Source organism: Sediminicola sp. YIK13 (assembly GCF_001430825.1).
GTDB lineage: Bacteria > Bacteroidota > Bacteroidia > Flavobacteriales > Flavobacteriaceae > Sediminicola.
This window is the reverse complement of sequence record NZ_CP010535.1, coordinates 3,035,075-3,058,778: the sequence shown is the minus strand read 5'-3', so window position 1 is coordinate 3,058,778 and position 23,704 is coordinate 3,035,075. Positions and strand designations below refer to the sequence as shown.

General features: G+C 39.5%; 26 protein-coding genes. 10 read left to right on the top strand and 16 right to left on the bottom strand.

From position 1 onward, the window contains the following. Positions 1-11: 11 nt before the first annotated feature. A complete protein-coding gene (locus tag SB49_RS13660; protein ID WP_062057535.1) occupies positions 12-935 on the bottom strand; it encodes a LysR family transcriptional regulator in 924 nt (307 codons plus the stop codon). A 117-nt stretch (positions 936-1,052) separates the two neighbouring features. Here SB49_RS13660 and SB49_RS13655 point away from each other — a divergent pair, with 117 nt between their 5' ends. Genes SB49_RS13655 through SB49_RS13640 form a run of 4 tightly spaced genes read left to right on the top strand, consistent with a single transcriptional unit; the run spans position 1,053 to position 3,534 of the window. Continuing rightward, positions 1,053-1,364 carry a hypothetical protein gene (locus SB49_RS13655; protein ID WP_062057532.1) on the top strand — a complete coding sequence of 104 codons (312 nt, stop codon included), beginning with the start codon at positions 1,053-1,055 and terminating at the stop codon, positions 1,362-1,364. A gap of 29 nt (positions 1,365-1,393) precedes the next feature. Further along, on the top strand, positions 1,394-2,356 hold the full coding sequence (locus SB49_RS13650) for a sodium-dependent bicarbonate transport family permease (protein ID WP_062057529.1): 963 nt from the start codon (positions 1,394-1,396) through the stop codon (positions 2,354-2,356). A 40-nt stretch (positions 2,357-2,396) separates the two neighbouring features. After that, positions 2,397-2,960, top strand: coding sequence for a DNA-3-methyladenine glycosylase I (locus SB49_RS13645; protein ID WP_062057526.1), 564 nt, complete (start codon positions 2,397-2,399; stop codon positions 2,958-2,960). Then, positions 2,950-3,534: a hypothetical protein gene (locus tag SB49_RS13640; RefSeq protein WP_062057523.1), complete on the top strand. Its 585-nt coding sequence runs from the start codon at positions 2,950-2,952 to the stop codon at positions 3,532-3,534. The genes SB49_RS13645 and SB49_RS13640 overlap by 11 nt, the downstream gene beginning before the upstream one ends. 84 nt (positions 3,535-3,618) lie before the next feature. Here the strand turns inward: SB49_RS13640 and aat are convergent, their stop codons facing one another. The 3 genes from aat to SB49_RS13625 all read right to left on the bottom strand — a co-directional run bounded on the left by aat (position 3,619) and on the right by SB49_RS13625 (position 5,651). Beyond that, entirely contained in the window at positions 3,619-4,287 is a 669-nt protein-coding gene (aat, locus tag SB49_RS13635) for a leucyl/phenylalanyl-tRNA--protein transferase (RefSeq protein ID WP_235537776.1), read from the bottom strand. 107 nt (positions 4,288-4,394) lie between these two features. Further along, positions 4,395-4,772, bottom strand: coding sequence for a DUF3127 domain-containing protein (locus SB49_RS13630; RefSeq protein ID WP_062057520.1), 378 nt, complete (start codon positions 4,770-4,772; stop codon positions 4,395-4,397). Between the two features lie 3 nt (positions 4,773-4,775). Continuing rightward, entirely contained in the window at positions 4,776-5,651 is an 876-nt protein-coding gene (locus SB49_RS13625; protein WP_062059242.1) for a flavin reductase family protein, read from the bottom strand. A gap of 119 nt (positions 5,652-5,770) precedes the next feature. On the opposite strand from SB49_RS13625, the gene SB49_RS13620 reads away from it, so the two are divergent. Both SB49_RS13620 and SB49_RS13615 read left to right on the top strand, forming a co-directional pair. Next, the gene (locus tag SB49_RS13620) at positions 5,771-6,916 is read left to right on the top strand and encodes a sensor histidine kinase (protein WP_062057517.1); all 1,146 of its coding nucleotides are present in this window, start codon (positions 5,771-5,773) and stop codon (positions 6,914-6,916) included. A gap of 1 nt (position 6,917) precedes the next feature. Beyond that, on the top strand, positions 6,918-7,268 hold the full coding sequence (locus SB49_RS13615) for a hypothetical protein (RefSeq protein ID WP_062057514.1): 351 nt from the start codon (positions 6,918-6,920) through the stop codon (positions 7,266-7,268). Here SB49_RS13615 and SB49_RS13610 read toward each other — a convergent pair. Next, the gene (locus SB49_RS13610) at positions 7,261-7,653 is read right to left on the bottom strand and encodes an HIT family protein (protein ID WP_062057511.1); all 393 of its coding nucleotides are present in this window, start codon (positions 7,651-7,653) and stop codon (positions 7,261-7,263) included. The two genes, SB49_RS13615 and SB49_RS13610, sit on opposite strands and share 8 nt — an antisense overlap. Positions 7,654-7,724: 71 nt before the next feature. After that, positions 7,725-8,201, bottom strand: coding sequence for a transcription elongation factor GreA (greA, locus tag SB49_RS13605; protein ID WP_062057508.1), 477 nt, complete (start codon positions 8,199-8,201; stop codon positions 7,725-7,727). A gap of 199 nt (positions 8,202-8,400) precedes the next feature. Here greA and SB49_RS13600 point away from each other — a divergent pair, with 199 nt between their 5' ends. Beyond that, positions 8,401-8,838 (top strand): Rieske (2Fe-2S) protein, encoded by a 438-nt coding sequence (locus tag SB49_RS13600; RefSeq protein WP_062057505.1) that lies wholly within the window; start codon positions 8,401-8,403, stop codon positions 8,836-8,838. A gap of 15 nt (positions 8,839-8,853) precedes the next feature. Here the strand turns inward: SB49_RS13600 and SB49_RS13595 are convergent, their stop codons facing one another. Together SB49_RS13595 and SB49_RS13590 are read right to left on the bottom strand one after the other, a co-directional pair. Further along, entirely contained in the window at positions 8,854-9,456 is a 603-nt protein-coding gene (locus SB49_RS13595; RefSeq protein ID WP_062057502.1) for a TMEM175 family protein, read from the bottom strand. Positions 9,457-9,710: 254 nt separating this feature from the next. Beyond that, the gene (locus SB49_RS13590; protein ID WP_062057499.1) at positions 9,711-11,882 is read right to left on the bottom strand and encodes a TonB-dependent receptor; all 2,172 of its coding nucleotides are present in this window, start codon (positions 11,880-11,882) and stop codon (positions 9,711-9,713) included. Positions 11,883-12,203: 321 nt separating this feature from the next. Between SB49_RS13590 and SB49_RS13585 the strand changes: the two genes are divergently transcribed. Further along, positions 12,204-14,675: an ATP-binding protein gene (locus SB49_RS13585; RefSeq protein ID WP_062057496.1), complete on the top strand. Its 2,472-nt coding sequence runs from the start codon at positions 12,204-12,206 to the stop codon at positions 14,673-14,675. Here SB49_RS13585 and SB49_RS13580 read toward each other — a convergent pair. The 8 genes from SB49_RS13580 to SB49_RS13545 all read right to left on the bottom strand — a co-directional run bounded on the left by SB49_RS13580 (position 14,650) and on the right by SB49_RS13545 (position 20,992). Then, positions 14,650-16,014, bottom strand: coding sequence for a sigma-54-dependent transcriptional regulator (locus tag SB49_RS13580; RefSeq protein ID WP_062057493.1), 1,365 nt, complete (start codon positions 16,012-16,014; stop codon positions 14,650-14,652). The genes SB49_RS13585 and SB49_RS13580 overlap by 26 nt on opposite strands. 219 nt (positions 16,015-16,233) lie before the next feature. Beyond that, on the bottom strand, positions 16,234-16,536 hold the full coding sequence (locus SB49_RS13575) for a hypothetical protein (RefSeq protein ID WP_062057490.1): 303 nt from the start codon (positions 16,534-16,536) through the stop codon (positions 16,234-16,236). Between the two features lie 278 nt (positions 16,537-16,814). Then, a complete protein-coding gene (locus SB49_RS13570) occupies positions 16,815-17,114 on the bottom strand; it encodes a hypothetical protein (protein ID WP_062059239.1) in 300 nt (99 codons plus the stop codon). A 231-nt stretch (positions 17,115-17,345) separates the two neighbouring features. Next, entirely contained in the window at positions 17,346-18,887 is a 1,542-nt protein-coding gene (locus tag SB49_RS13565) for a DUF4301 family protein (protein ID WP_062057486.1), read from the bottom strand. Next, positions 18,884-19,447: an AAA family ATPase gene (locus SB49_RS13560; RefSeq protein ID WP_062057483.1), complete on the bottom strand. Its 564-nt coding sequence runs from the start codon at positions 19,445-19,447 to the stop codon at positions 18,884-18,886. Before SB49_RS13560 ends, SB49_RS13565 begins: the two co-directional genes overlap by 4 nt. After that, entirely contained in the window at positions 19,402-20,040 is a 639-nt protein-coding gene (gene pnuC, locus SB49_RS13555) for a nicotinamide riboside transporter PnuC (RefSeq protein WP_062057481.1), read from the bottom strand. Before pnuC ends, SB49_RS13560 begins: the two co-directional genes overlap by 46 nt. Beyond that, positions 20,024-20,284: a thiamine-binding protein gene (locus SB49_RS13550; protein ID WP_062057478.1), complete on the bottom strand. Its 261-nt coding sequence runs from the start codon at positions 20,282-20,284 to the stop codon at positions 20,024-20,026. Before SB49_RS13550 ends, pnuC begins: the two co-directional genes overlap by 17 nt. A 72-nt stretch (positions 20,285-20,356) precedes the next feature. Beyond that, positions 20,357-20,992 (bottom strand): 4'-phosphopantetheinyl transferase family protein, encoded by a 636-nt coding sequence (locus tag SB49_RS13545; RefSeq protein ID WP_062057476.1) that lies wholly within the window; start codon positions 20,990-20,992, stop codon positions 20,357-20,359. Between the two features lie 170 nt (positions 20,993-21,162). On the opposite strand from SB49_RS13545, the gene ahcY reads away from it, so the two are divergent. Then, a complete protein-coding gene (ahcY, locus tag SB49_RS13540; RefSeq protein WP_062057473.1) occupies positions 21,163-22,479 on the top strand; it encodes an adenosylhomocysteinase in 1,317 nt (438 codons plus the stop codon). 115 nt (positions 22,480-22,594) lie between these two features. Continuing rightward, positions 22,595-23,698 carry an SDR family oxidoreductase gene (locus SB49_RS13535; protein ID WP_062057471.1) on the top strand — a complete coding sequence of 368 codons (1,104 nt, stop codon included), beginning with the start codon at positions 22,595-22,597 and terminating at the stop codon, positions 23,696-23,698. The last annotated feature ends 6 nt before the right edge of the window (positions 23,699-23,704 follow it).

Genomic DNA, 23,704 nt, shown 5'->3' with positions numbered 1-23,704 from the left:
GAACCACAATCCTAGTATTCTTCAAACCACTTAAATTTTTGCTGGATAATTGTCTCCTTTGTGGCAGTCACGTGTTCCAAAAAAGCCAAGGCCGCAGGAGACAATTTTTTGGCAGGCAACCATACGAGGTTCCAGGTGGTTATAAGAGGAAGACCTGCCATTGGTATTATCTGCAACTCTCCGGTTCTCAGTTCATTTTTAATCCCGATCAATGGCATCAGGGAATATCCCAAACCTGCAATAATCGCCTGTTTTACGGCTTCATTTGAGGTCAATTCTATTTTTTTGCGAACAGAAAATGAATTGCCTTTAATAAAGGTCTCCATGGCGTTTCGGGTTGCAGACCCTTGCTCTCTGTAAATGAGCGGTAATTCTTCAAACTGCTCCTTTTGAATAGGTTTGTTCAACTTTTCATGTTGAACACCACCCACAAAAAATAGTTTATTTTGCATTAATCCAACGCTTTCGGTTTTAATCTGCTTGGGCAAAACAGAGACCATCGCAAAATCTACCTCATTGGCCTCCAAACTTTCAATTACCCTCGATTTGTTCGTCACGTCCATAATTAAATCCACCCCAATATTCTCAGTCATAAAATCGGCCAGAAAGTAAGGGATCACATACTTTGCGGTGGAAACTACCGAAATTTTTAGCCTGCCGGTCAATTCCCCTGCAAAAGCCATTGTTCTATAATTTATGGCGTGTACCTCGTTTAATATTTTCTCTGCTGCCTTTACAATTTCCTGGCCAAAGTCCGTTATAAATAATTTCCGCCCTACAACTTCAGTAAGGGGTATTGGAAACTGTTCCTGAAAATTTTTTAATTGTATGGACACTGCCGGCTGAGTTAAAAACAATTCTTCAGCAGCTTTTGTGATGCTTTTGGTTTCAGCAACCTTGAAGAAGATCTGCAATTGATGCAATGTATAGTTCATAATATATTTTTATGTATCACATAATAAATATAAATAAAAATTTATGAATAATAAATATAAACTTTGCACGCCCTTGGTATTGAACGGGAGGCCGCTAAATAATATTAAAGATAAATTATGAATTCTATCCAACAAAATTTTAAAATCGTAGAGGGAGCGTTCACTCCTTCAGAAACAGCTGAAGTATTATTCACTTTGATCAATGACAAAATTAGGTTTCACAACCTTAAGATAACTGAAATTACAGAGCGATTTAGTGGGGACACCACTCGTTCTGAAATGCGAATTAAAGAACTACAGGCATCCAAGGAACAGATCAAAGACATGATACTTACCGCAAGAGACCTCGGCCAGACCATCGAAATTAATGGTACAATAGAATTAACGGTGAACGTACCTGCAGAGAAACCAACCCTTTCATTCTCTTAAGCCCTTTTTAAAACCATCCCTGCATTAATATGGATTTACATTTGCTGATTGAAAACCTGACCAACCCTGCCCTATTATTTTTCTTTCTTGGAATTTTGGCAGTCCAACTTAAAAGCGATCTTGAAATACCGCCCAGTTCTTCAAAATTTATTTCCTTGTACCTACTCTTTTCCATTGGTTTTAAGGGAGGATTGGAGTTGTCCCACAGTAATTTGGACATGGAAATTTTATGGTCACTCTTGTTTGGAATTTTACTTGCACTACTAGTTCCCATCTACACCTTCTTTATACTAAGACGAAAGTTCAGTGTTGAAAATGCCGGGGCCATCGCAGCGGCCTACGGCTCTGTAAGTGCCGTAACTTTTGTTACCGCAGTTTCGTATTTGGAAATGGCCCAAATTGAATTTGGAGGTCATATGGTGGCGGTAATGGCACTTATGGAAGCACCTTCTATTATTATTGCGGTTTTACTTATGTCGTTATACCGCAACGGCAATCAAGAAAAAACAAAACTAGGCAGTATTTTACACCATTCCCTGACCAACGGGAGCGTGCTGCTGATCATTGGGAGCCTTGTGATTGGTTTTCTGGCCAATGACCAACAGGCAAGGGGTATAGAACCATTTACTACGGATATCTTCAAAGGATTCTTGGCAGTATTTCTTTTGGATATGGGTATAACCAGTGGTAAAAAACTATCGGATTTCCTCAACAAAGGATGGTTTGCACTGCTTTTTGCTATTTTCATACCACTTTTGAATGGAAGTATCGCCGCTATTGTTAGCGCATCATTTACAGAAAGCATCGGAAACAGATTTTTATTTGCCCTGCTTGCAGGAAGCGCCTCTTATATTGCTGTACCCGCCGCAATGAAACTAGTGGCCCCAAAAGCCAACCCCAGTCTCTATATTCCCATGGCCCTGGCCATTACCTTCCCTTTTAATATCACCTTGGGGATGCCTATTTATCTCTTTATCATTCAAACATTCTAAATTATTCATATATCTTTATTCCTATATAGATGCAACGATAATGAGTAAACATAGATGCGCTTGGTGCCTAGGTGATCCCCTCTACGAAAGCTATCATGATGAGGAGTGGGGAGTTCCTTTAAGAGATGATGATGCCCTGTTTGAATTTTTGATTTTGGAAACTTTTCAGGCCGGATTGAGTTGGATCACGATTTTGCGGAAACGGGAAAATTTCCGTGAAGCCTTAGACGGATTCAATTATCATAAAATTGCACAATATGATCCGGAAAAGATTGCTTCCCTGATGGCAAATTCTGGTATCGTCCGCAATAAGCTTAAGATCAATGCTACCGTTTCCAATGCCCAGGCATTTCTTAAGATTCAACAAGAATTTGGAAGCTTCAGTTCGTACATATGGAAGTTTGTTGATGGAAAGCCCATTAAGAATGAGGTTAAATCACCTAAGGACATTCCGGCCAATACTGAGCTTTCGGATAGGATTAGCAAAGATTTAAAAAAACGTGGCTTTAAGTTTGTAGGTAGTACAGTTGTTTATGCCCATATGCAGGCAACAGGGATGGTTAACGATCATGAAATAAATTGTTTTAGATACCATGAAGTTTAGAGCAGTCCTTTTTGTATCAGTGCTATTGATGAGTACTATGGCAATGGCCCAGATTAAATTGGAAAGGGAGCATCGTATTAAAAAGTCGCAATTTCCCGAAAACGGCCGACTTTTTATGGAGACTAAAATAGGTCCAGTAAAAAAACTGCGCTACTACAAAGAAATTGACAGTAGCACCATTCATTATACCTCAAAATTTAAAAAGGATCGGCTACGTTATGGCGTACACTTTTCAGAAGATGGTCAATTTCAAATGGTGGACATCAACGTAAAGGAGATCGACATCCCTCAGGATAGCTGGGAGAACATCACTACCTTTTTGGAACAACATTTCGCGAAAGTTCGCATAAAAAAGATACTTCAGCAGTATAAGGTTACAAAAGATCAACCAGAGGCTGCCACTTTAAAAAAAGCGTTTCAGAATTTGATTCTTCCAGATATGGCTTATATGTTATGGGCCAAGGGAAAAACAGATGGTAAATGCCAAGAATACAAGATTCTTTTTGATGCGGAAGGCAATTTGGAACACTTAAAAAAGGCACTGCCCCCAAATTATGACCACATCCTTTATTAAAAAAAAAGGATAATTGTACCATTCTATCACTTGCAACAGCAAGCGATGTTCACCAAAAAAACGTTACTCACAATCCGAGAGACTTTACTTTTGACTAGTTAGAATTTCAATAAACGCTTCCCTGGGAATTTCTTCGGCCCCGAGACTTTCCAAATGAGGGGTATACACCTGACAATCGATCAGGCTGTACCGCTTTTCCTCCAATTCTTGGGCCAATTTTATAAATGCAAATTTTGAGGCGTTGCTTACTTTGCTAAACATACTTTCTCCACAAAAGACATGACCCAGATCTATTCCATAAAGTCCACCTACCAATTCATCTTTTTCCCATACCTCATAGGATTTGGCAATGCCGAGCTTATGTAGCTTCACATAGGCTTTTTTCATGGCTTGTGTAATCCATGTTCCCATTTGGTCCTTTCTCGGACTTTGGGCACATTGGTCGATAACTGCCTCAAATTGGGTATTCTTGGTCAATTTAAATCGATTTCCCTCTAAAATTTTACGCATGCTTTTAGAGACTTTTATTTTATTGGGAAAGAGCACCATTCTCGGATCGGGACTCCACCAGAGAATCAAGGAATCCTCATTGAACCATGGAAAAATCCCCCTCCTGTAGGCCAGTAGGAGACGCTCTGAAGATAAATCCCCTCCTACCGCCAACAGCCCTTCCTCATTGGCATGTTCCACGGGAGGAAACTCCAATCGATCCGTCACAAAGAACAATGGGTGATGTCCGCTATCCTTTTTCACAATATCCTATTTTATATAAAACTAATGAAAACGAAACGACCTACCCAATTTCAAGAAAGAGGATAGGTCGTATTGTATTAATACCGGTTGATACAGTACTTAATCCATTAGAATGGTAGATCGTCATGATCTTCCTCATTTAATTTATCGGCTGGCTCAAAAGCATCCATAGGTGGTACTGGAGGCATTCCGGCACCGCCCTGTTCGGACTGCACACCTTCTATTCTCCATCCTTGGATAGAGTTAAAGTATTTTGTCTCCCCTTGTGGATTCACCCATTCGCGACCCCTCAAGTTGATGCTAACCTTAACTTCCTGACCTGCACTGTAGTTATTCAATAGGTCACATTTGTCCTGGACAAATTCGATCATGATGTGCTGCGGATATTGCTCCTCCGTAGTAATCACCATTTCCCTTTTTCTAAAACCGTTGTTTCCAAAAGTTTTGGTCTCATCGACCATTTTGATTTTTCCTTGTATTTCCATTGTCTATTTATTTGCTAACAATACTTTCCATGCAGAATGTACCTCGTTATTATGTAAAAATTCTTGTGCTTTTTTATGTAATTTTTCTTTGTTGTCCCCACTTAAAATTGACCTGATTGCTACATTGGAAGCTATGAATTCTTTCACCTCTTCTTTCGTTGGCAAGTGTTCCACATTGCCCAGCATGCCTAAATCATTACCGGTTAAAACAGAACTGTGCCTTATTTCCTCTGGAATATTATCTATTCCTATCCCCAAGGAAGATAAGGGTTTTGGCACTTCGAACAGCCCCAAATTGGCCCTAGAATACCAATTGCCGCCCATACGTGCCACTTGGTCTATCTTATGTTGGTCTATGGTGCCGGAAGCGTCCAAGATAGATTCATCTATATGGATCTTTACCACCTCAGAAAAAATAAGGTTGCCCGCTCCTCCTTCCTTTCCCAAGGCCTCTACTTTTATGACCTTGCACTCAAACTGTACAGGAGATTCCGCCACTCGAAAAGGGGTCACCACATCCGACTTCAACATGGTCAGGCCCGCTTTAACAAACTCGTTCTCCCCTTCAACATATTCCGTACTCGACAAAGACATTTGGTGTACCATGTCATAGTTAACTATGTTAATAACCACTTCCTTCGTCTTTAATACATTTTCCAAGGTGTGTTTTGTTGTATTGTCCCTGACCCTCCTGGCCGGTGAAAAGATCATGATCGGAGGATTGGCACTAAAGACATTGAAAAAACTAAAAGGTGACAGATTTGGCCTTCCATTTTCATCAACAGTACTTGCAAATGCTATGGGTCTAGGACCAACAGCACCTAACAGATAACCATGTAATTTGGCCGTAGGAATCTCTGAAGGCGTAATGGAAAGCAATTTTTTCATAGTGGGGCAAAGGTAAGTAAATTGTATGCACAAATGAAACAATCATCGTGTTTGGAAATAGAATAACTTTTGACAATTTGCGTTATCTTTAGAACTAATTTATTATTTGGATGACCCTAAATCCCAAAAAAACGTCTAACATTTTACTGCTGATAGCTTCCTTTGTTATCGTTAGCCTGATTCTATGGAATACCAACAGCTTTTTTAAAAAATTCAAGGAGGAGGAGCGATTGAAAATGGAGATATGGGCCACGGCACAATCGGAACTACTGCAATCTTCAGAAGATCGTGATTTGGGGAACCTTCACGTAAAAATATTTCAGAACAACACCTCCACACCTATGATTCTGGTAAATAAGGACCATTCGATCAAGGTGAACAATATCACTGAGGACGAAGCACAGGACACTTCCTACCTCACCAAAAAAATTGTTCAATTCCAAGCGGAGAACACTCCCATTTCCATTGACTACAAAGGGGAACAATTGGCCACTCTCTATTATGGGAACTCCGAGGTCTTAAATCGGTTAAAATATTATCCAATAGCCCTGTTGCTCATCATCTTTTTGTTTGGTGCCGTTATTTTCTTTTTCTTTAAAACCAACAAGGCTTCCGAACAGAACAAACTATGGGCAGGAATGGCCAAAGAGACTGCACATCAAATAGGCACTCCCCTTACCTCCCTATTGGGTTGGAATGAGCTTCTGAAAGCAGAGAACATTAGCACTTCCATTACCGATGAAATTGATAAGGATATCATGAGATTACAGACGATAACCGAACGATTTTCTAAAATTGGGTCCTTGCCCAAACTAAAGGAATACGATATCGTACAAGAAACAAAGGATGCCTACGATTACCTAAAATTAAGAAGTTCCAAGCTGATACAATTTTCTTTTGACAGCAAAATAGAATCTCTCCCAGTGCTGCTGAATAGGGAATTATATCATTGGACCATAGAGAATCTCGTTAAAAATGGCATTGATGCCATGAGGGGCAAAGGAAGTATTTCAATTGAGATTATTCCCAATGGAAATTTCGTCACCATTTTGGTGTCCGATTCTGGATTAGGAATTCCGAAGAGCAATTTCAACAACATTTTCAACCCTGGGGTAACTTCCAAAAAACGGGGGTGGGGATTAGGACTTTCATTGGTAAAAAGAATTGTAGAAGAGTATCACCGAGGAAAAATTAAGGTATTGTCCTCGAGCAAAGAGGGGACCATAATGAAGATTTCGTTAAAAGTAAATGCATAATATGGCAAAGGAAGAATTGAAAATTATCAAGGAAGCAGAACTGACGAATAATTGCCCAGAATGTTTTAACCAAGAGTTACGGCTCACCTTCTACCAAAAACATAAATACAATAGTCTTTATCACCAAACGTCCGGAGAGGTTACGCATGAAATTAAATGTAAAACATGTGACTCCACTATCTACCCCGTTTCTTGGACGGAGGACATAGAACGCGTCTTCGATTTCTATAGAAAAACGGTGACCCCAGACAGGGCGACCCTAAAATTCACCATGTTATTTTATACCCTGATCTTGATTTTGATAGTGCTGGTATCTGGCGGTATCTATCTTTATTTACAGAAGATTATTTGATATTACCGCTGATTTTTGAAGCTATCCCCTCAAATTCTTCTTTGGATAACGACACTTTGTGTTGGAAGGTAGCATCCTTCATTTCATTTAATGGGATAAGGTGCACATGTACGTGGGGCACCTCTAACCCAATGACGGTCATCCCAACCCGCTTACAATCTATGGAAGCCTCAATGGCCTTGCCCACTTTTCTGGCAAAACCCATAAGTCCCATATAGGTAGGCTCGTCAAGATCCATTATTTTATTTACTTCTTTCTTGGGAACGCAAAGGGTGTGCCCTTTTGCATTTGGATTGACATCCAGAAAAGCAATAAAATTTTCGTCTTCAGCTATTTTATAGCATGGTATTTCTCCTTCGATGATTTTTGTAAAGATGCTTGCCATTTCCCAAATTGATATTAAAAAAAAAGTCCTATCAACTATTTGATAGGACTAAATATAACTATTAATTTTTTTTACGATCTCGTAATTTCCATAATTTCAAACTTAATGGTCCCATTGGGAATGGTTATTTCCGCAACGTCCCCTACTTTTTTTCCTAAAAGTCCCTTTCCTATCGGAGAGCTAACGGAGATTTTTCCAGCCTTGAGGTTGGCCTCACTTTCCGCAACCAGCGTATATTTAAGTTCCATGCCATTTGCTTGGTTCTTTAGCTTCACCGTAGACAACACCAACACCTTGGAGGTGTCCAATTGGGATTCATCAATAAGTCGGGCATTGGATACAATTTCCTCCAATTTGGCAATTTTAAGTTCCAACAGCCCTTGGGCCTCCTTTGCTGCATCATATTCCGCATTTTCAGAAAGATCGCCCTTGTCCCTGGCTTCGGCAATGGCCTGGGAAGACTTTGGACGTTCCACATCCTTAAGTTGGTTTAATTCGGCTTTGAGTTTTTTTAAGCCCTCAGCTGTATAATACGATATGTTACTCATAAATTCTTTCCTTTAATATTCTAGAACATGTACCATGTTCCTTTCCTACAATTCCCTTACCAGAATCCTTCAATCTGCTAGTTCTATTGATTCCATCATTTTACAAATAGGAAAATCCTCTTTTTTATAGAGGATTTAAGACAAATATACATAATTTTTGTTCAATTTTGCGGATGTCATTGGAAATACATAGAGCGATATGAAACGTATTTTATGCCTGGTTTTTATTGGTTTATTTCTCTCCTGCAGTACCGATAGGGTCAGTAGCAACCCCTATTTACAGGATATTGGTTTTAGGTTTGATCTAAACCTAAGCCTACCCCTATACAGTCCATTGACCAATGCGGGGAGTGCGGTTTATGTAGAAAACAAGACCGCAGGCTTAAGGGGCATCTTTGTCATCAATACCGGATTTGACACCTTTATGGCATGGGAAGCGAGCTGTCCCAACCATGTGCCTAATGAATGCTCCACAATGAGCCTTAAGGGCCAGATTGTGACCTGTTCCTGTGAAGGGTATGAATATAACCTATACACGGGCCAATTGCTGAATAGACCTGAAGATGGTAGCCGCTATTACGATCTACTCTTCTATCGCAGTACGTTCAATGGCAATGTGGTTTCTGTATCCAATTAATAGAACAATTTCATTCTATTTTGCTTGAGACACTTCCTTTTTTGGTTTATCCAGGTTTTTTTCAATACGGGAATCAGGAATAAACCATATTATGGCTACAATAATATAAATACCCATGGCCGCCCACGTATTTAAGAAGGAAATGAGCAATCCGACAGTGTACAAGGCTATGGACATTTTGCCCTTTGAATCCCTTCCAACAGCCTTTCTTAGCACAAAGTTCTCCTTATGGCTCTTACTAATAGTGCGTTGTAGTATATAAAATGCAATTGCACTCATCAATAATATGAAACCATACAAGGCAACGGGAACTGCCTCCTCATAGTTTTCACCAATCCAAGTGGTAGAAAATGGAATCAATGACAACCAAAACAGCAAATGAAGATTGCTCCACAATATCTTACCATTGATTTTCTGGGTAACCTGAAAGAGATGATGGTGATTGTTCCAATAAATCCCGATATAGATGAAGCTGAAAAAATAACTCACAAATGTTGGAGCAATAGGGATCAAGGAATCCAAGGTAACCTGATCAGGAGACACCAATTCCAAAACCATGATGGTGATAATAATGGCTAGCACCCCATCACTAAATGCTTCTAATCTATTTGAAGTCATACTTTATACGTCAATACACACAAAAATAACTTAAAAACTGAAGTGCGATGGGATAATAAATTCAAAATTCTAAACCACTAAAATAAAACACTTTTCCAGTTTAAACTTTTCATCCTCCAACCAACCTAAATCCCTTATGAAATTGTTTACCAATGAGTATTAGCCCAACCCAAATCAAAAATCTTTGCACATAAAAAAAGGAGCATTATGCAATAAAGCAAAATGCCCCTCTTCAAATAGCAACTCTGAAACCTCTAAAAATTAAAGGTAGCTCCCGCTAAAAAGTTGATTCCTGCTTGTGGATAATATCCTGCCCCTTCCACCGTAGTAATTGTTCCTGGAGTCGAAAAATCATCATCATAGGTAAAGAAATAACCATTGGATACATATAAAGAGTCAAACACATTATTCACCAAGCCGGACAAGACAATACTTTTGATGAACGAATTTGTCCTGATTTCATATTGCACATTCAAATCGGTCTGTGAATAAGCACTTAATGTTGAATTTTCAGAATCTATATTGCCCATATATTGTTTGCCCACATACTTGGTCAAAACACTAAACTGTAGATTCTCTTTTGGCAAATAGGTAAATACATTGCCCAAAATTACATTGGGTGAAAAAGAGATATTGGTATTTCCCAAATCTTGCAATACACCATCTCTTTCAAAAACAAAATTCCTATTTTTATTGGAGCTCAAGGCCACATTGGGGCTAATTCTAAACTTATCTCCAAAGGCTATGGTAGCATCTATCTCTAGGCCCAGCCTATAGCTATCCCCAATATTGGCACGAAGCGGGGCGCCCACATCGTTCAGCTCACCTGTCAATACCAATTGATCCTTGTAGTTCATATAATAGACATTGGTGTTCAATTGCAGCTCTTGTGAAACATAGCGCCATCCCAGTTCAAAATCGTTGAGTTTTTCTGGCCTTGGACTGCCACTTTCATAATCGTTCCTATTTGGCTCCCTATTCGCCCTGGCATAGGACAGGTAGAAATTATTGTTGCGATCCATTTCATAGGTTATCCCCGTCTTAGGGTTAAAGAAATTAAAACTATCATCCACCAGCCCGGTATCTTCCCCATTGGCCGTATAGGACACCCTTCTATACTGTAGGTCTCCATAGAGACTCCATTTGTTGTTCAGAGCGTAATTGACTTTTGAAAAGAAGTTAAAATCGGTTTTTACAGAAGTATCGTCGTAATAGCGGTCCCTATATTCGCTATCTCCAGTGAAACGGGCCCAAATAATTTCTCCAAAATGATCCCCTTCATATTTGTTCCATCCCCCACCAAGAATCAAATTGATCTTATCATTGGTATAATTGGCCGAAAACGTAGTTCCGTAAAAATCATTATCCAACCATCGTCTTCTAATGAGATCTGTGGTATCCACCAATTCACCATTTACTGTTATGGGCTCAAAACCGTAATCCGAAAAATCTTCATCCTCCTTAAACTGTTCAAAATAGCCCCTGCCCCTGGTATAGTGTAGCCCTATATTCGTATTCCAGTGTTCCGATATTTGCTCGTTCCAGAGCAATTGAACATGGTCTTGTTTATAATTATCCACTTCATTATCATAGAATTGGGTATTCCCATTTTCATCCGTATAGATTCCCGCAAAATTGAAGGTCCTGTCCGTTTCCAATGTCCCTTTATCTATGCCGTACCATGACTGATAGGTGATTTCATGGCCTCCAAACATGAGGGCTTTTATCAAGGTGTTATCATCCTTATAGGCCCCTTGCAAAAAATAAGACTCCAATTTGGAGGAGGCCCTATCCACATAACCATCTGAGGTAATCCTGGACAGACGGCCAGAAACTTCCACATGATCATTGAGAAGGCCTGTACTGAATTTGAGGTTGTTCCTCAGCGTACCAAAACTCCCTGCAGAAGAAGAGATTTGCGCATAGCCTTCATCACTGATGGCATCGGTAAGTAAATTTAAACTGGCACCAAAGGCTCCTGCGCCGTTGGTAGAGGTGCCCACCCCACGCTGCAATTGTAGGCTTTCCGTTGATGAGGCAAAATCTGGCATATTGACCCAGAAGGTGCCGTGTGATTCCGAATCGTTGTAGGGAATCCCATTGATGGTAACGTTTACCCTTGTGGCATCACTTCCACGGACGCGAATACCGGTGTACCCCACCCCGGCGCCGGCATCAGATGTGGTAACTACCGATGGCAAAAAATTCATCAGAATAGGAATGTCCTGACCCAAATTTCTAGGTTTGATCTGCTCCTTGGTGAGATTGGAAAAGGTGACTGGTGATTCCTTGGTCACGCGAACGGCGGATACAAAGACCTCGTCCAAAGTGATTTTTTTACCCTCCAAAGAATCGATGGGTTTTTCTTGGCCGAAGACCGACAGGACGGCACCAAACACAGCAACTGTTGTGAATAAAGTTTTCATTCGTAATAATTAGTTACGAATAAAAGGGGCTGTTATTCTTGTTAAAATTTGATTTTTGTTCAAATCGATCATATTTCTGAGTCGAAAATAAACGTTGGAAATTCCAAATAGCGATTTTCGCATCCCTTGGCAGCATTACCCGCCCAGGTTCCTTGGGTATAATCTCAGCCTGCCGAAACAAGCACCCCTTTGAGATGGGACAAATTTACATGCAGACATTCATATATCATAATAAAAAACCATTTTTTAATTCTGTATGACAAAATCCTACCTAGGCGATAAATACGTATATTCTAGTAATAAATTTGGTCACCGAAGCAAATGAATAAATCCAAAAATAAGTTTACGCTTAAAATCATGTTCAGTTACCTATTTCTAGGTGTTCTGGCTGTGGTGTCCGCTTATTTTATATTCTCAGAAGTTAGGACCTACGTTTTCTACCAAACCTCCAATAACAACGACGATAAATTAGTAAAGACCGGTTCTTTGCTCACTGAATTATATGAAGCTGAAGGCCTCTCCAAAATAGCCTTACAAAAAAAGACCCAGGCCTCCTTTAGGGCTTATACCCAAAAAATTGATTCCATTTACACCGTAATAGATTCGATAAAGGGATTAACAAGTAGCGATAACCAAAAAGAAATGCTCAACAGTGTTCAGCTTCTACTAAAGAAAAAAGTGGGAAACAGTAAGGAACTGTTGAAATTAAAAATTAAAAATGAAGCCAATAGCTCCATTGACAATGCCTTAAAGGAGTTCAATAAAATTGAGGAATCTATGGGGAAAATATCTCCGGAAAGTTTAAACCCCAATTACGCGGATCTTCCACCGGACGCCAAAATTGCCGTAAAAAAATGGGCAGATTACCTAAGTGAAAATGTTCCCAAAGATTCAAAAAACATACCTGAAGGCGATAGGGTGGATTCTCTCCTTACAGCCTCTAGATCATTGTTGGACGAGGCGAAACAGAGCAACACCAAAATCCTAAGGACCGTAGCCCAAAAAGAACAAGAACTCAGCAGAAATGACTTGGAAATCTCCCAGCAATTGCGCGGCATTATTACAGCTTTTGAGCAGGAGTTATTGACCAAAACCTATAACGAGAACATGATTAAGCAAGCTGCCCTAACCAAAAGTATCAGGCTTGCTGGGTTTGCGGCACTATTGGGTTTTGCTATTGTAGCCCTGTTTACTTTTTTGATCAGCAAAGATTATTGGAAAGTTCAATTGTTCAGGCAGCAGTTGGAAAAGGAAAAGAAATTTTCCGAATCCATTTTAAAAAGTAGGGAACAACTCATTTCTACCGTGAGCCATGATCTAAGAACACCGTTGAATACAATAACCGGATATTCTGAATTAATGGAAAACGAAGGTCTCACCAGACAACAGTCCTCTTATCTGAAAAATATTAAATCCGCTTCTGCGTATGTGGACAGCCTTGTCAATGACCTTTTGGATTTTTCCAAATTGGAAGCTGGAAAAATCCTTTTTGACAAGAGACCCTTCATACTCTCTGACCTGATCATCGAGACTGCGGAGAACCTAAAGGAACTGAATTCCAATAAGCCCATCGAACTTATCCTGGATATAGACCAGCGTTTGGAGAAACCTATCATGAGCGATCCCTTTCGGATGCGGCAAATCTTGACCAACCTCATAGGCAATGCCTATAAATTCACGGATCAAGGTTTTGTGAAAATTGAAGCTATAGTATTACAAGAATTGGAGGACAGCTTCCAAACCAGGATCAAGGTGATAGATTCTGGTATTGGTGTAAAAATTGAAAAACAAGAGCATATTTTTAATGAATTTACACAGGCTGAGGACCATACCGATAAAAAATACGGTGGTTATGGTTTGGGATTAACCATTTCCAAAAAACTTACGACATTATTAAATGGATCTTTGGAGCTAAAAAGTGATGGTCAAAATGGTAGTGAATTTACGATAGAATTACCATTGCAAATTTCACAAACGCCAATAGAACAACCTGGAGACAAACCATTGAACCCGATGGAAGGTTTACATATTTTGATTATTGATGATGATCCGGCCATGTTAAAACTACTGAAAGAGGTTTGCTGTAACCTTGCCATATCCACTACAACATATAACGACTTTAATGACGTAGGAAAAAATAACTCCCTACACTACGATGTAGTATTGACTGATATACAGATGCCGCAAATAAGCGGTTTTGAAGTTCTGAAAAAATTGAAAAAAGACGGCTACGCCCATTATAAACAGCAACCGATAATTGCCATGACGGGCCGTAAAGACCTAGAGGAAACGGAGTATTTGGATGCTGGATTTTCAGCTGTCCTTCTAAAGCCCTTTGCAAAAAATTCCTTTCTGAAAGTGCTCAGCCACTTGTTTCCACAATCCATACAGGATGAAAATGAAAGTATACAAACTATCACGCAACACCCATCCTCCAGTTTGTTCAATCTAGAAGTAATCAATTCTTTTCTAGGAGATAACAAAGCTGCCCTATTCGAGGTATTGACCACTTTTATTTCGGATGTCAGAACCAATTTGGAACATCTCAACGAAGCGATTGTAAAAGTGGACAGGAAGGGAATCAACGCCACGGCACATAAAATGCTGCCCATGTTCCGACAGTTAAATGCCAATGATATTGTACCCATTTTAGAAAGATTGGAAGTACTCAAGGAGCCTGAAATGGACAAACAAGAGTTAAAAAGGACATCCCAAGACTTAAAGAACAAGACAACAGTACTGCTCTTGGCCATCACCTCCTATATGTCTAAAGATCTAAATTATAATGGTTGATCCTGTTGTAAAGCGTTTTTCGTGTGACCTGAAGTAATTTTGCCGCTTTGGATTTATTAAAATTGGTTTGTTTCAGGGCTTTTATGATCTGCTCCTTCTCATACTCCTCTTTCGAGAAATTCTCTACCTCCTCAGGCCTTTCTTTTGGTTGTAGAATTTCCTTAGGCAAGGCACTGAGCTCCACATAATCCCCATTTGTTAACAACACCGAACGCTTAATAACATTTTGTAGTTCCCTTAAATTTCCTGGCCAATGGTATGCCTGAAATGCCCTTTGTACCTCTTGGGAAAAGCCGAGTGTATTTTTACCAAGAGAAGCGTTTGCCTTCTTCAGGAAAAAATCTGTAAATAGGAACAAATCTTCCATTCGCTCCTCCAAAGAAGGAATTTCTATGGTAAATTCATTTAAACGATGGTAAAGGTCTTCCCTAAAAGTCCCTTTTTCTACAGCTTCCAGCAAATCCTCATTGGTAGCCGTAAGGATTCGTACGTCTATTTTGATTTCTTTTGTACTGCCCACCCGTTTAATTTTTCGCTCCTGCAGCGCCCTTAGGAGCTGGATTTGATTCCCGTAGGACAAATTCCCGATCTCATCCAAAAAAAGGGTACCTCCATTGGCTGCCTCAAAATGGCCCACCTTGTCCTCCACCGCGCCCGTGAAACTGCCTTTTAAATGGCCAAAAAATTCACTGGCGGCCAACTCTTTGGGGATGGCACCGCAATCGACCGCGGCAAAATTATAATCCTTTCTTTTGCTCTGGTCATGTATTGCCTTTGCCGTTACTTCCTTGCCCGTACCACTTTCCCCGGTTATTAGAATGGACATGTCTGTAGGTGCGACCAATTGAATATATTCATTTAGCTTTAGCGATGCCTCACTAATACCATGGATGACTCCTGTCTGCGTATTGGAGGCGTCAATTGATTCTTGCTTTCCCTTTTTATTTTCTTTTGGATTAATGGTTGCGGGAGTACTACTTTTTGAAGTAAGAGCGTTTGCGATTACCATGACAATTTCTTCTGGGGTAAAAGGCTTGGAAATATAATCGAAGGCCCCTTTCTTCATCGCTTCCACAGCTGTGCCTACTTCGGCGTACCCGGTCATTACAATCACTGGCACCTTAGGATGCAGCTCCTTGATATCTCCAAGCAACGCAATACCATCATAGTCGGGCAACCTTAAGTCTGTCAGAACCAGATCAAAGGAAGACTCCCTAATTTTTCCTTTTGCATCGGCAGCAGAAAAACTGGTTACCACGTCATAACCCTTTTTTGTCAGGAACTTTTCCAACATTTGACAAAACGCGGTGTCATCTTCAATGATCAATATTTTGGACATTACTGTGAATGATTAAAGTATCCCTGTAAAATTAACATTTGAAAGTCACTTGGGTTTTAATTATTTCATAAAATACTAACCCAATCGAAATCCATATGCAACCTTTGACAAAGCACACCACAGAAAATTTAATTACAGCATGTATTTAAACATAAAAAAAAGGAGCTGTACGAATACAGCTCCTTTTCTACCAAACTAAAAAAACTAACTTAAACTTTACTACATCTCAATCCAATTCCCGTCTTGATCGGCATAAAGGGTACCTGAAGCACCATCTTTCAATACCAATTCCAATTTATAGTGCTTGTCTTTGTTTACATACGCTTTGTTGACAGCTGCGGTTGGGTAGTCCCTTGCAATTGCTGCAGTTACAGCTTCTGGTAATTCACTGCTAACTATTTCGGTATAATTGTCCTGGGTAGATACTTCTGCTCCTGCCCCTATGTTCGCCTCCGCTGAATTCTGCGCAAATGCAGTTAAACTTGCTAATGACAATGCTGCTACATAAAATAACTTTTTCATCTCGTTTATATTTAAAGGTTAAACCTGTTATTCCTATTGAAATAATGATGCCGAACTTCACTTACGAGAGGAAAAAAATATTTAAACCGCTGAAAATCAATGTCTTATTTTGCGTTCTATGAATTGAACAAATAACGAAGCTGTGTAATTGTGCGTAATTCTGTGCCCAGGTGTGTAGCAGGTATACAGAGAGCGAGTCAAAAAAATAAGGGAGGCTGCATTGCTGCAGCCTCCCTCAAAACCAAACTAACCAAAAACTAACTTTTGTACTTTATAAATTACATATCAATGGGGTTACCATCGGCGTCAAAATAAAAAGTGCTTGTGGAACCATCTTCCAAGGCTACCTCTAATTTATATTCCAATTCTTCATTGACATATGCCTTTTGAATGGTGGCTCCCATATGATCTTTCTCCAATCCTTCAACGACTGCTGTAGGAACATCCTTTACGGCGATTTCAGTAAACTCTTGTGCAATTACCAATTCCATGATTCCATCATGGAAAATTGGAGGGTTGGCAGAAATTGTTGACAAACTTCCTAGTGCAATTGCTGTGGCATATACTATATTTTTCATTTTACTACGTTTTAAGTGAATACTCATTTTCATTATTACAATGGATAAAGGAAAAATAGTGCCAAAACATAATAGCCTATGGAAATACGCTCAAGGGCCCTGTTTATCATGGATTGTTAAAAATGCCGGCAGAAAAGAAGATGTGTAATTGTGTATCCCAAACAAAAAAAGTGTGTAAAACTTACACACTTTTTTACTCCAAATGGATATTTAATTTAAAGTTTTAATTTCCTATTTCACTTGATGGGTAGGTTTTAATAAGTCATTTACGGTTTTAACAGGGTTAAAGGTCACCAACGGCACCTCCACAAATATCGTATTCCAATATGCCATTGCCCCATTCCATAATCCAGGAAGTTCTAGTGCCTTTAAATCCTTGCCATCTTTGGTTTTTTGAGTGATAAACCCTTGTTTGTGGTCCACAAAATTCAAGAGATTAAATTTTTCACCTTTATAGTTCTTTACACCACAGACGAGATCCACTGGATTAAAGTGGGTTGAGTTTTTAAAAATTGCCACCTGACCACCGTTGGACATATCTACTTGGGCACTCTCGATAATCTGTAGGGATATATGATCTGTTTTATCCTTTATCCAAAAAGGACCTCCACCAGGCTCCCCTTCATTTTTTACCATTCCGCAAATTCGGATAGGTCTATTGAGCTTGTCTTTTAGGATTTCCAATTGTTGTGCTATGGTAAAGCTATCGAAGTTAGATACGAACCTCACATTTAACTGTTCCTCCAGAAAGGATTTAACCTCCATGACCTCATCCAAGGTCTCTCCATTCTTTTCCAATAAGGCGGCATACGCAAATGCCTTTTCTTGTAGTTTCAACAGTAAACCTGCCAACACCTTTTTACTGTTGGCTACCTGATCAACAACCTTGTCAACCACAACATTATCAATATTTTTAATAAATATGATATCAGCATTCTGTTCATTGAGGTTTTCAATCAATGCTCCGTGACCACCTGGCCGAAAAAGCAAGGAGCCATCTGAATTCCGGAACAGTTCATTGGTCATGGTTACTGCCACCGTATCTGTAGCAGGCTTTTGATAGGAGTAACTAACTCGGAATTCTGTTCCCGTAGCTTTGGATACCCTCTCGTTCACTTCTTTAAATTCTTTTTTGAACATCTCATCATGTTGTTCTGAGATGGTAAAGTGAAGTTGTGCGGCACCATCAACCTTAGCGTATAGAGAACCCTCTTTTAGATGTTCTTCAAAGGGGGTGGCCCCATGTGTACCATATTTATGAAATGGCAAAAGACCTTTGGGATAAAAACCATAGTTCAATTTGTCCTCTGCCAACATTTCCTGGACAAAGAGATACACCTCTTCATCATTGGATTTAGCCATTCCTGATATTCTCTTTTCTATTTTATCATAGAAAGGAAAATTCTTTATTCCATCAACAAATGCTTCTATGTCTTTATCTCCGGTCCTATCCAAATACGATTTTAAACTTTCCTTTGATGGATCAAATGATTCCAAAAAGTTAAACAACGCTTTAAACATTCTAGATGCGGCACCTGAGGCCGGCACGAATTTCAAAAGTGCCTTTTTGGCTTTCAGTTTATCAAAAATTGATACCAACTCCTTTTCCTCGGTAGGACTAAATTTTAATATCCCGTCCGAAATTATTGCTGCCTTCTCCAAATGCACAAAAGGAATCCCCTCCTTAAAGGTTTCAATTTGGTCTAATACCTTTTCTTTTTTAATTCCCTTATCTAAAAGTTGTTGATGATCGCTTGATGAAAATGCTGTCATTTTTTAAGTAATTTATCAATGTGTTCCACGGCCTTGGCCAACCTGGTTTTTGTATCACCCTTTAAAATAACAAAATTTCGACCATATTCTTCTAAAGTATCCTTGAAATATAAAAACATTCGTTCTCTTTCATCGGGCTTGTCCCTAAGATCGTCTTTCTCCCAAGGAACATCTATATACGTCAACAAATAAAGGTCGTAGGTATTTTCCAACGCATGCTTCTCCAAGACAGGGTCACAATACCCCAAATAATAAGCTTCGGAATATACCTTGGTCTCAAGCAGATCAGTGTCGCATATTAAAATATCATTTGCCTTTTTTGATAGGGTATTTTCTAAAAGCATCTGACCCTCTGCAATGGGGAGTAAGTCCTTTGGCTCACAGGTCTTATGTTCCTTGTTCCATTTATCCTGCAAATATTCCCTTGCGTACTCCGGGACCCAGACTGTATTATAGTGTTTGGCCAACAGCGCCGACAGGGTTGTTTTACCAGTAGATTCTGGTCCGAACAAAACTATTTTAATAATGTCTGAGGGCTCTTGTTTAAACTTTTCTTCCATGCTAGATACCCGAAAATGGCTATAATTGTGAATAAAAAATACTGTAAAGAAGTAAATATAAGTCCTTTGTAAAGATATAAAGGGACAGATATTATATCTCCTATAATCCAGTAAATCCAGTTTTCAATCTTTTTTCTGGCCATCAGCCACATCCCAACAAAGAAAATAGCAGTAGTAAAAGAATCTACATAGGAGGTCCAACTATCCAGCTTATCAAAAAACAGGTATACAACCATTACAAATACAATCGTGGCTACAAAAAGAATTGCAGACCATTTCCTTTCCTTGGATGTTGTTTTAGTAATAGGAATAAAATGGGTAGCATCTACTTTTCTTGTCCAAACGTACCATCCATATATGCTCATGGTAAAATAATAGGCGTTGATAAGCATATCGCCCAAAAGGCCAAAAACCAATAAGATATAGACGAAAATCCCAGTACTGATGATACCGGTTGGGAATACCAAAATATTCTCCCGCATGGAATACCAAACGCTGAGAAAACCAAAGAATACCCCAAACATCTCCAAAATGATCAAATGGGTAGCTATTCCTTCATATTGTGCAAAAATCCAATCAAAAATGGGGCTCATACTCGCTTCTGTCCGATTTTACGATTTTCATATACAACAAGCCTTTGTCCATCAACTCAAAAGCCTCCTTAATTTCTTCCTGCAAAAGGGACATGACCTTATCGTAATCCCCATAAATTTGAGTGCTCAAAGGGTTCTCTAAGACGGTAAGTCCCGAAGCCCTTAATTTTTTGATAAAATTGATAATATGCTCCTCATAAGTGTCCTGTAAGGGAGATAGGGTGAGCTCAACGGAAATGTTCATGAAATGTGTTTGAAATTAAAGATAACAGTGGAAATTATTTAATATAGAATTTGGACACAAGCCCTATGGTCTTTATGCCTGTTTTACTGCATACACACAGGTATAATCTTCAAATTCCAGAAAATTTATATCGTAGAATGATTGGTCCCCATGGTATAGGATTTCTGCTGTTGTCTTGGAATCCGAAAAGGAAAAGTCCTTCACATCCACGTGGTGTAAAAAGCTCAGTCCGTGTTTGGCATAAATTTTATAAAGCGATTCCTTTGCTCCCCATACGATCGTAAGCTTTCGAATGATGGCATCTGAATTGGCCAGGGTCCTATATTCCTCCAACGGCGTAAATTTATTTGCAATCCTCAGGATTTTATCGCGTTGCATTTCTATGTCTATACCCACTTCATCAAAATCCGCAACGATAATCCCAGTGAATTCGTGGGAATGGGTTATGGATATATGCCGACCATCCTTTAAATGGGGTTTCCCCGCATCGTCATAAAACAGGTCATGGTCCGTATAACCAACAACGGCCAATAAGTGGCGTATGCTCAAAAATCCCCTTCTATGAAGTTCAGATTTCATCCCGTTAAGCCTTTTCTGGCAATGTGGGGTCAACACAATATCCTTGGAAAGCTCATCCTCTGTTTCCTCTATCTTCCAGATATGCACCACAACACCAGGCCTTACTGTTATAGTTTTGTAAATAGCCATTGGTTTATTTAAGTAATTAGTACCTTTGCACTCAGAATATAGCGGTAAAAAGCGCTATATAACGAAAGTAAAAATAAAATGGTAAAGATGTGAGCAGATGATATAATAATTAATCCTCCACCCTCTTTATCGCTGACATTTTATATAATTATAACAAAAAAATTGATCACATGAGCACCAAAACCGTTCCTTATGTACCAAATAAGGTAAAAGATATGTCCCTAGCCGATTGGGGCCGAAAAGAAATTCTATTGGCCGAAGCAGAAATGCCAGGCCTAATGTCCTTAAGGGAGGAATACAAAGATGAACAGCCCTTAAAAGGAGCGCGTATTGCCGGTTGTTTGCATATGACCATTCAAACAGCAGTACTTATTGAGACTTTGGTAGCACTTGGTGCAGAGGTAACCTGGAGCTCATGTAACATATTCTCTACCCAAGATCAGGCAGCAGCTGCCATCGCAGCGGCAGGAATACCTGTATATGCTTGGAAAGGGATGAACGAGGAAGAATTTGATTGGTGTATAGAACAGACCTTGTTTTTCGGGGAAGATCGCAAGCCATTGAACATGATCTTGGATGATGGTGGAGACTTAACAAATATGGTGTTGGACAAATATCCAGAATTGGCCAGCGGCATCAATGGACTATCCGAAGAAACCACAACAGGTGTTCACAGACTTTACGAAAGAGTGAAGAACGGTACCTTACCAATGCCTGCCATCAATGTAAACGACTCCGTTACAAAATCCAAATTTGACAACAAGTATGGGTGTAGAGAGAGTGCCGTAGATGCCATAAGAAGGGCCACGGACACTATGCTAGCTGGGAAAAGAGTTGTTGTTGCCGGTTATGGTGATGTGGGTAAGGGAACAGCTGCCTCATTTAAAGGAGCAGGTTCTATTGTAACAGTTACTGAAATTGACCCAATTTGTGCATTGCAAGCTGCAATGGACGGGTTTGAAGTGAAGAAAATGGAGACTGTTGTTGGCAATGCCGATGTCGTGATCACCACCACTGGAAATAAGGACATCATCCAATCACAGCATTTTAAAGCAATGAAGGATAAGGTGATCGTTTGTAATATTGGTCATTTTGACAATGAGATAGATATGGCTTGGTTGAACAAAAACTATGGATATACCAAAGACCAGATCAAACCACAGGTAGACAAGTATACCATTGATGGGAAGGACATAATCCTTTTGGCCGAAGGCCGATTGGTGAATCTTGGATGTGCCACAGGTCACCCAAGTTTTGTGATGAGCAACTCGTTCACCAACCAGACGTTGGCACAAATTGAGCTTTGGAAACACAAGGATAAATATGAAAACGATGTGTATATGCTTCCAAAACATTTGGATGAAAAAGTAGCAAAATTGCACTTGGAACGATTGGGCGTTGAATTGGAAACCCTACGTCCAGAACAGGCAAAATACATTGGGGTTTCTGTTGAGGGACCATTTAAACCTGAATATTACAGGTATTAACATTCGTTAGTACTGAACAATACTAATAGTGAGGATCTAGAACCCTTATCTTATGAGAAGTAAGATAAGGGTTCAATCTTTAAATGACACACCCAATTAAACCAACCGTGTATTCATGAAAATAATTTTAACTGGAGCCACAGGAACGCTTGGATCCAAGATACTTTTCTCCCTCTTTGAGCAGAAGTCTCAAATTATAGAAAAGGTTTTTCTACCCATCCGAAGCAAAAATTCGAACACTCCAGAGGAGCGAATTATAAAAATGCTCCATAGTGAATATGCCCCCAACTTTATAAAGGACAATTTGCCCAGCATTCTGGACAGAATACAGGTTATTGATGCTACATTACTTTTGGACCCGACTTCAATTCTGAAGCATCAAAAAATAGATTTTTTTATCCATTCGGCAGGATTCGTCAATCTTTCAACAGCCCATAGTGCCAAAGAAGATATTTTCAATGAAAATTATGCATTTACCAAGGATATCTTTAACGCCTATACGCCTTTCATGTCTAAGTTCGTCTATATCAGCACCGCCTTTGCAGCTGGTGATATTGGAGGTGTTCTAGACAACGATTATTCCAATAAGCACAAGGGCAAATACCGTAACCATTATGAAGCATCAAAGCATGCTTCGGAAAAATTCCTATTGGAAGCAGGCGTAAAACACAATATACCGGTACAAATCCTAAGACCTAGCGTATTGGGCGGGAATATCAAGGACCACCCACATTTTTTTATTTCAAAATATATGGTCTTTTACCTCTTTGCCAAGTTTTTCCACAATAGCAATTCCAATGACCTTATTAGAATCTCTACCACCGATACTGCCGGACTGAATATAATACCGACAGATTATGCCGCACGGGTAATTGTAAAGGCGATGGAAACGGATATTGGGCAACTGAATATCGTCCACTCCAAAGAAACGAACCTCAAGACCGGAATGTCTAAAATTTTCGATATTGTAGGTTTTAAAAATTTTAGTTTCACCCAGGAAAAGATCAATGGCACTACTGGTTTTAAATCGGATTTGGAAAAATATTATTACGAGACCATCGGGGTACATCTACATCCTTATTTGACCTCTATGCCCAATCAATGGGATACTACCCTATTGGAGAGCATCCTTCCCATTCCAACTTATGATTTAGAAGAGTATCTTTCGCAGACCGTTACGTTTGCGAAATCTAAAAAATTCAGAAGTCAGCAGTGGTAAGCCAAC

Excerpts from the sequence above, each read along its gene's own strand:
- SB49_RS13660 (WP_062057535.1), bottom strand. The coding sequence starts at position 935 with ATGAACTATACATTGCATCAATTGCAGATCTTCTTCAAGGTTGCTGAA.
- SB49_RS13640 (WP_062057523.1), top strand. The coding sequence starts at position 2,950 with ATGAAGTTTAGAGCAGTCCTTTTTGTATCAGTGCTATTGATGAGTACT.
- SB49_RS13535 (WP_062057471.1), top strand. The coding sequence starts at position 22,595 with ATGAAAATAATTTTAACTGGAGCCACAGGAACGCTTGGATCCAAGATA.
- SB49_RS13655 (WP_062057532.1), top strand. The coding sequence starts at position 1,053 with ATGAATTCTATCCAACAAAATTTTAAAATCGTAGAGGGAGCGTTCACT.
- SB49_RS13620 (WP_062057517.1), top strand. The coding sequence starts at position 5,771 with ATGACCCTAAATCCCAAAAAAACGTCTAACATTTTACTGCTGATAGCT.
- ahcY (WP_062057473.1), top strand. The coding sequence starts at position 21,163 with ATGAGCACCAAAACCGTTCCTTATGTACCAAATAAGGTAAAAGATATG.
- SB49_RS13560 (WP_062057483.1), bottom strand. The coding sequence starts at position 19,447 with ATGGAAGAAAAGTTTAAACAAGAGCCCTCAGACATTATTAAAATAGTT.
- SB49_RS13570 (WP_062059239.1), bottom strand. The coding sequence starts at position 17,114 with ATGAAAAATATAGTATATGCCACAGCAATTGCACTAGGAAGTTTGTCA.
- SB49_RS13610 (WP_062057511.1), bottom strand. The coding sequence starts at position 7,653 with ATGGCAAGCATCTTTACAAAAATCATCGAAGGAGAAATACCATGCTAT.
- SB49_RS13645 (WP_062057526.1), top strand. The coding sequence starts at position 2,397 with ATGAGTAAACATAGATGCGCTTGGTGCCTAGGTGATCCCCTCTACGAA.
- SB49_RS13600 (WP_062057505.1), top strand. The coding sequence starts at position 8,401 with ATGAAACGTATTTTATGCCTGGTTTTTATTGGTTTATTTCTCTCCTGC.
- SB49_RS13580 (WP_062057493.1), bottom strand. The coding sequence starts at position 16,014 with ATGTCCAAAATATTGATCATTGAAGATGACACCGCGTTTTGTCAAATG.
- SB49_RS13595 (WP_062057502.1), bottom strand. The coding sequence starts at position 9,456 with ATGACTTCAAATAGATTAGAAGCATTTAGTGATGGGGTGCTAGCCATT.
- greA (WP_062057508.1), bottom strand. The coding sequence starts at position 8,201 with ATGAGTAACATATCGTATTATACAGCTGAGGGCTTAAAAAAACTCAAA.
- SB49_RS13650 (WP_062057529.1), top strand. The coding sequence starts at position 1,394 with ATGGATTTACATTTGCTGATTGAAAACCTGACCAACCCTGCCCTATTA.
- pnuC (WP_062057481.1), bottom strand. The coding sequence starts at position 20,040 with ATGAGCCCCATTTTTGATTGGATTTTTGCACAATATGAAGGAATAGCT.
- SB49_RS13615 (WP_062057514.1), top strand. The coding sequence starts at position 6,918 with ATGGCAAAGGAAGAATTGAAAATTATCAAGGAAGCAGAACTGACGAAT.
- SB49_RS13565 (WP_062057486.1), bottom strand. The coding sequence starts at position 18,887 with ATGACAGCATTTTCATCAAGCGATCATCAACAACTTTTAGATAAGGGA.
- SB49_RS13545 (WP_062057476.1), bottom strand. The coding sequence starts at position 20,992 with ATGGCTATTTACAAAACTATAACAGTAAGGCCTGGTGTTGTGGTGCAT.
- SB49_RS13585 (WP_062057496.1), top strand. The coding sequence starts at position 12,204 with ATGAATAAATCCAAAAATAAGTTTACGCTTAAAATCATGTTCAGTTAC.
- SB49_RS13630 (WP_062057520.1), bottom strand. The coding sequence starts at position 4,772 with ATGGAAATACAAGGAAAAATCAAAATGGTCGATGAGACCAAAACTTTT.
- SB49_RS13575 (WP_062057490.1), bottom strand. The coding sequence starts at position 16,536 with ATGAAAAAGTTATTTTATGTAGCAGCATTGTCATTAGCAAGTTTAACT.
- SB49_RS13590 (WP_062057499.1), bottom strand. The coding sequence starts at position 11,882 with ATGAAAACTTTATTCACAACAGTTGCTGTGTTTGGTGCCGTCCTGTCG.
- SB49_RS13550 (WP_062057478.1), bottom strand. The coding sequence starts at position 20,284 with ATGAACATTTCCGTTGAGCTCACCCTATCTCCCTTACAGGACACTTAT.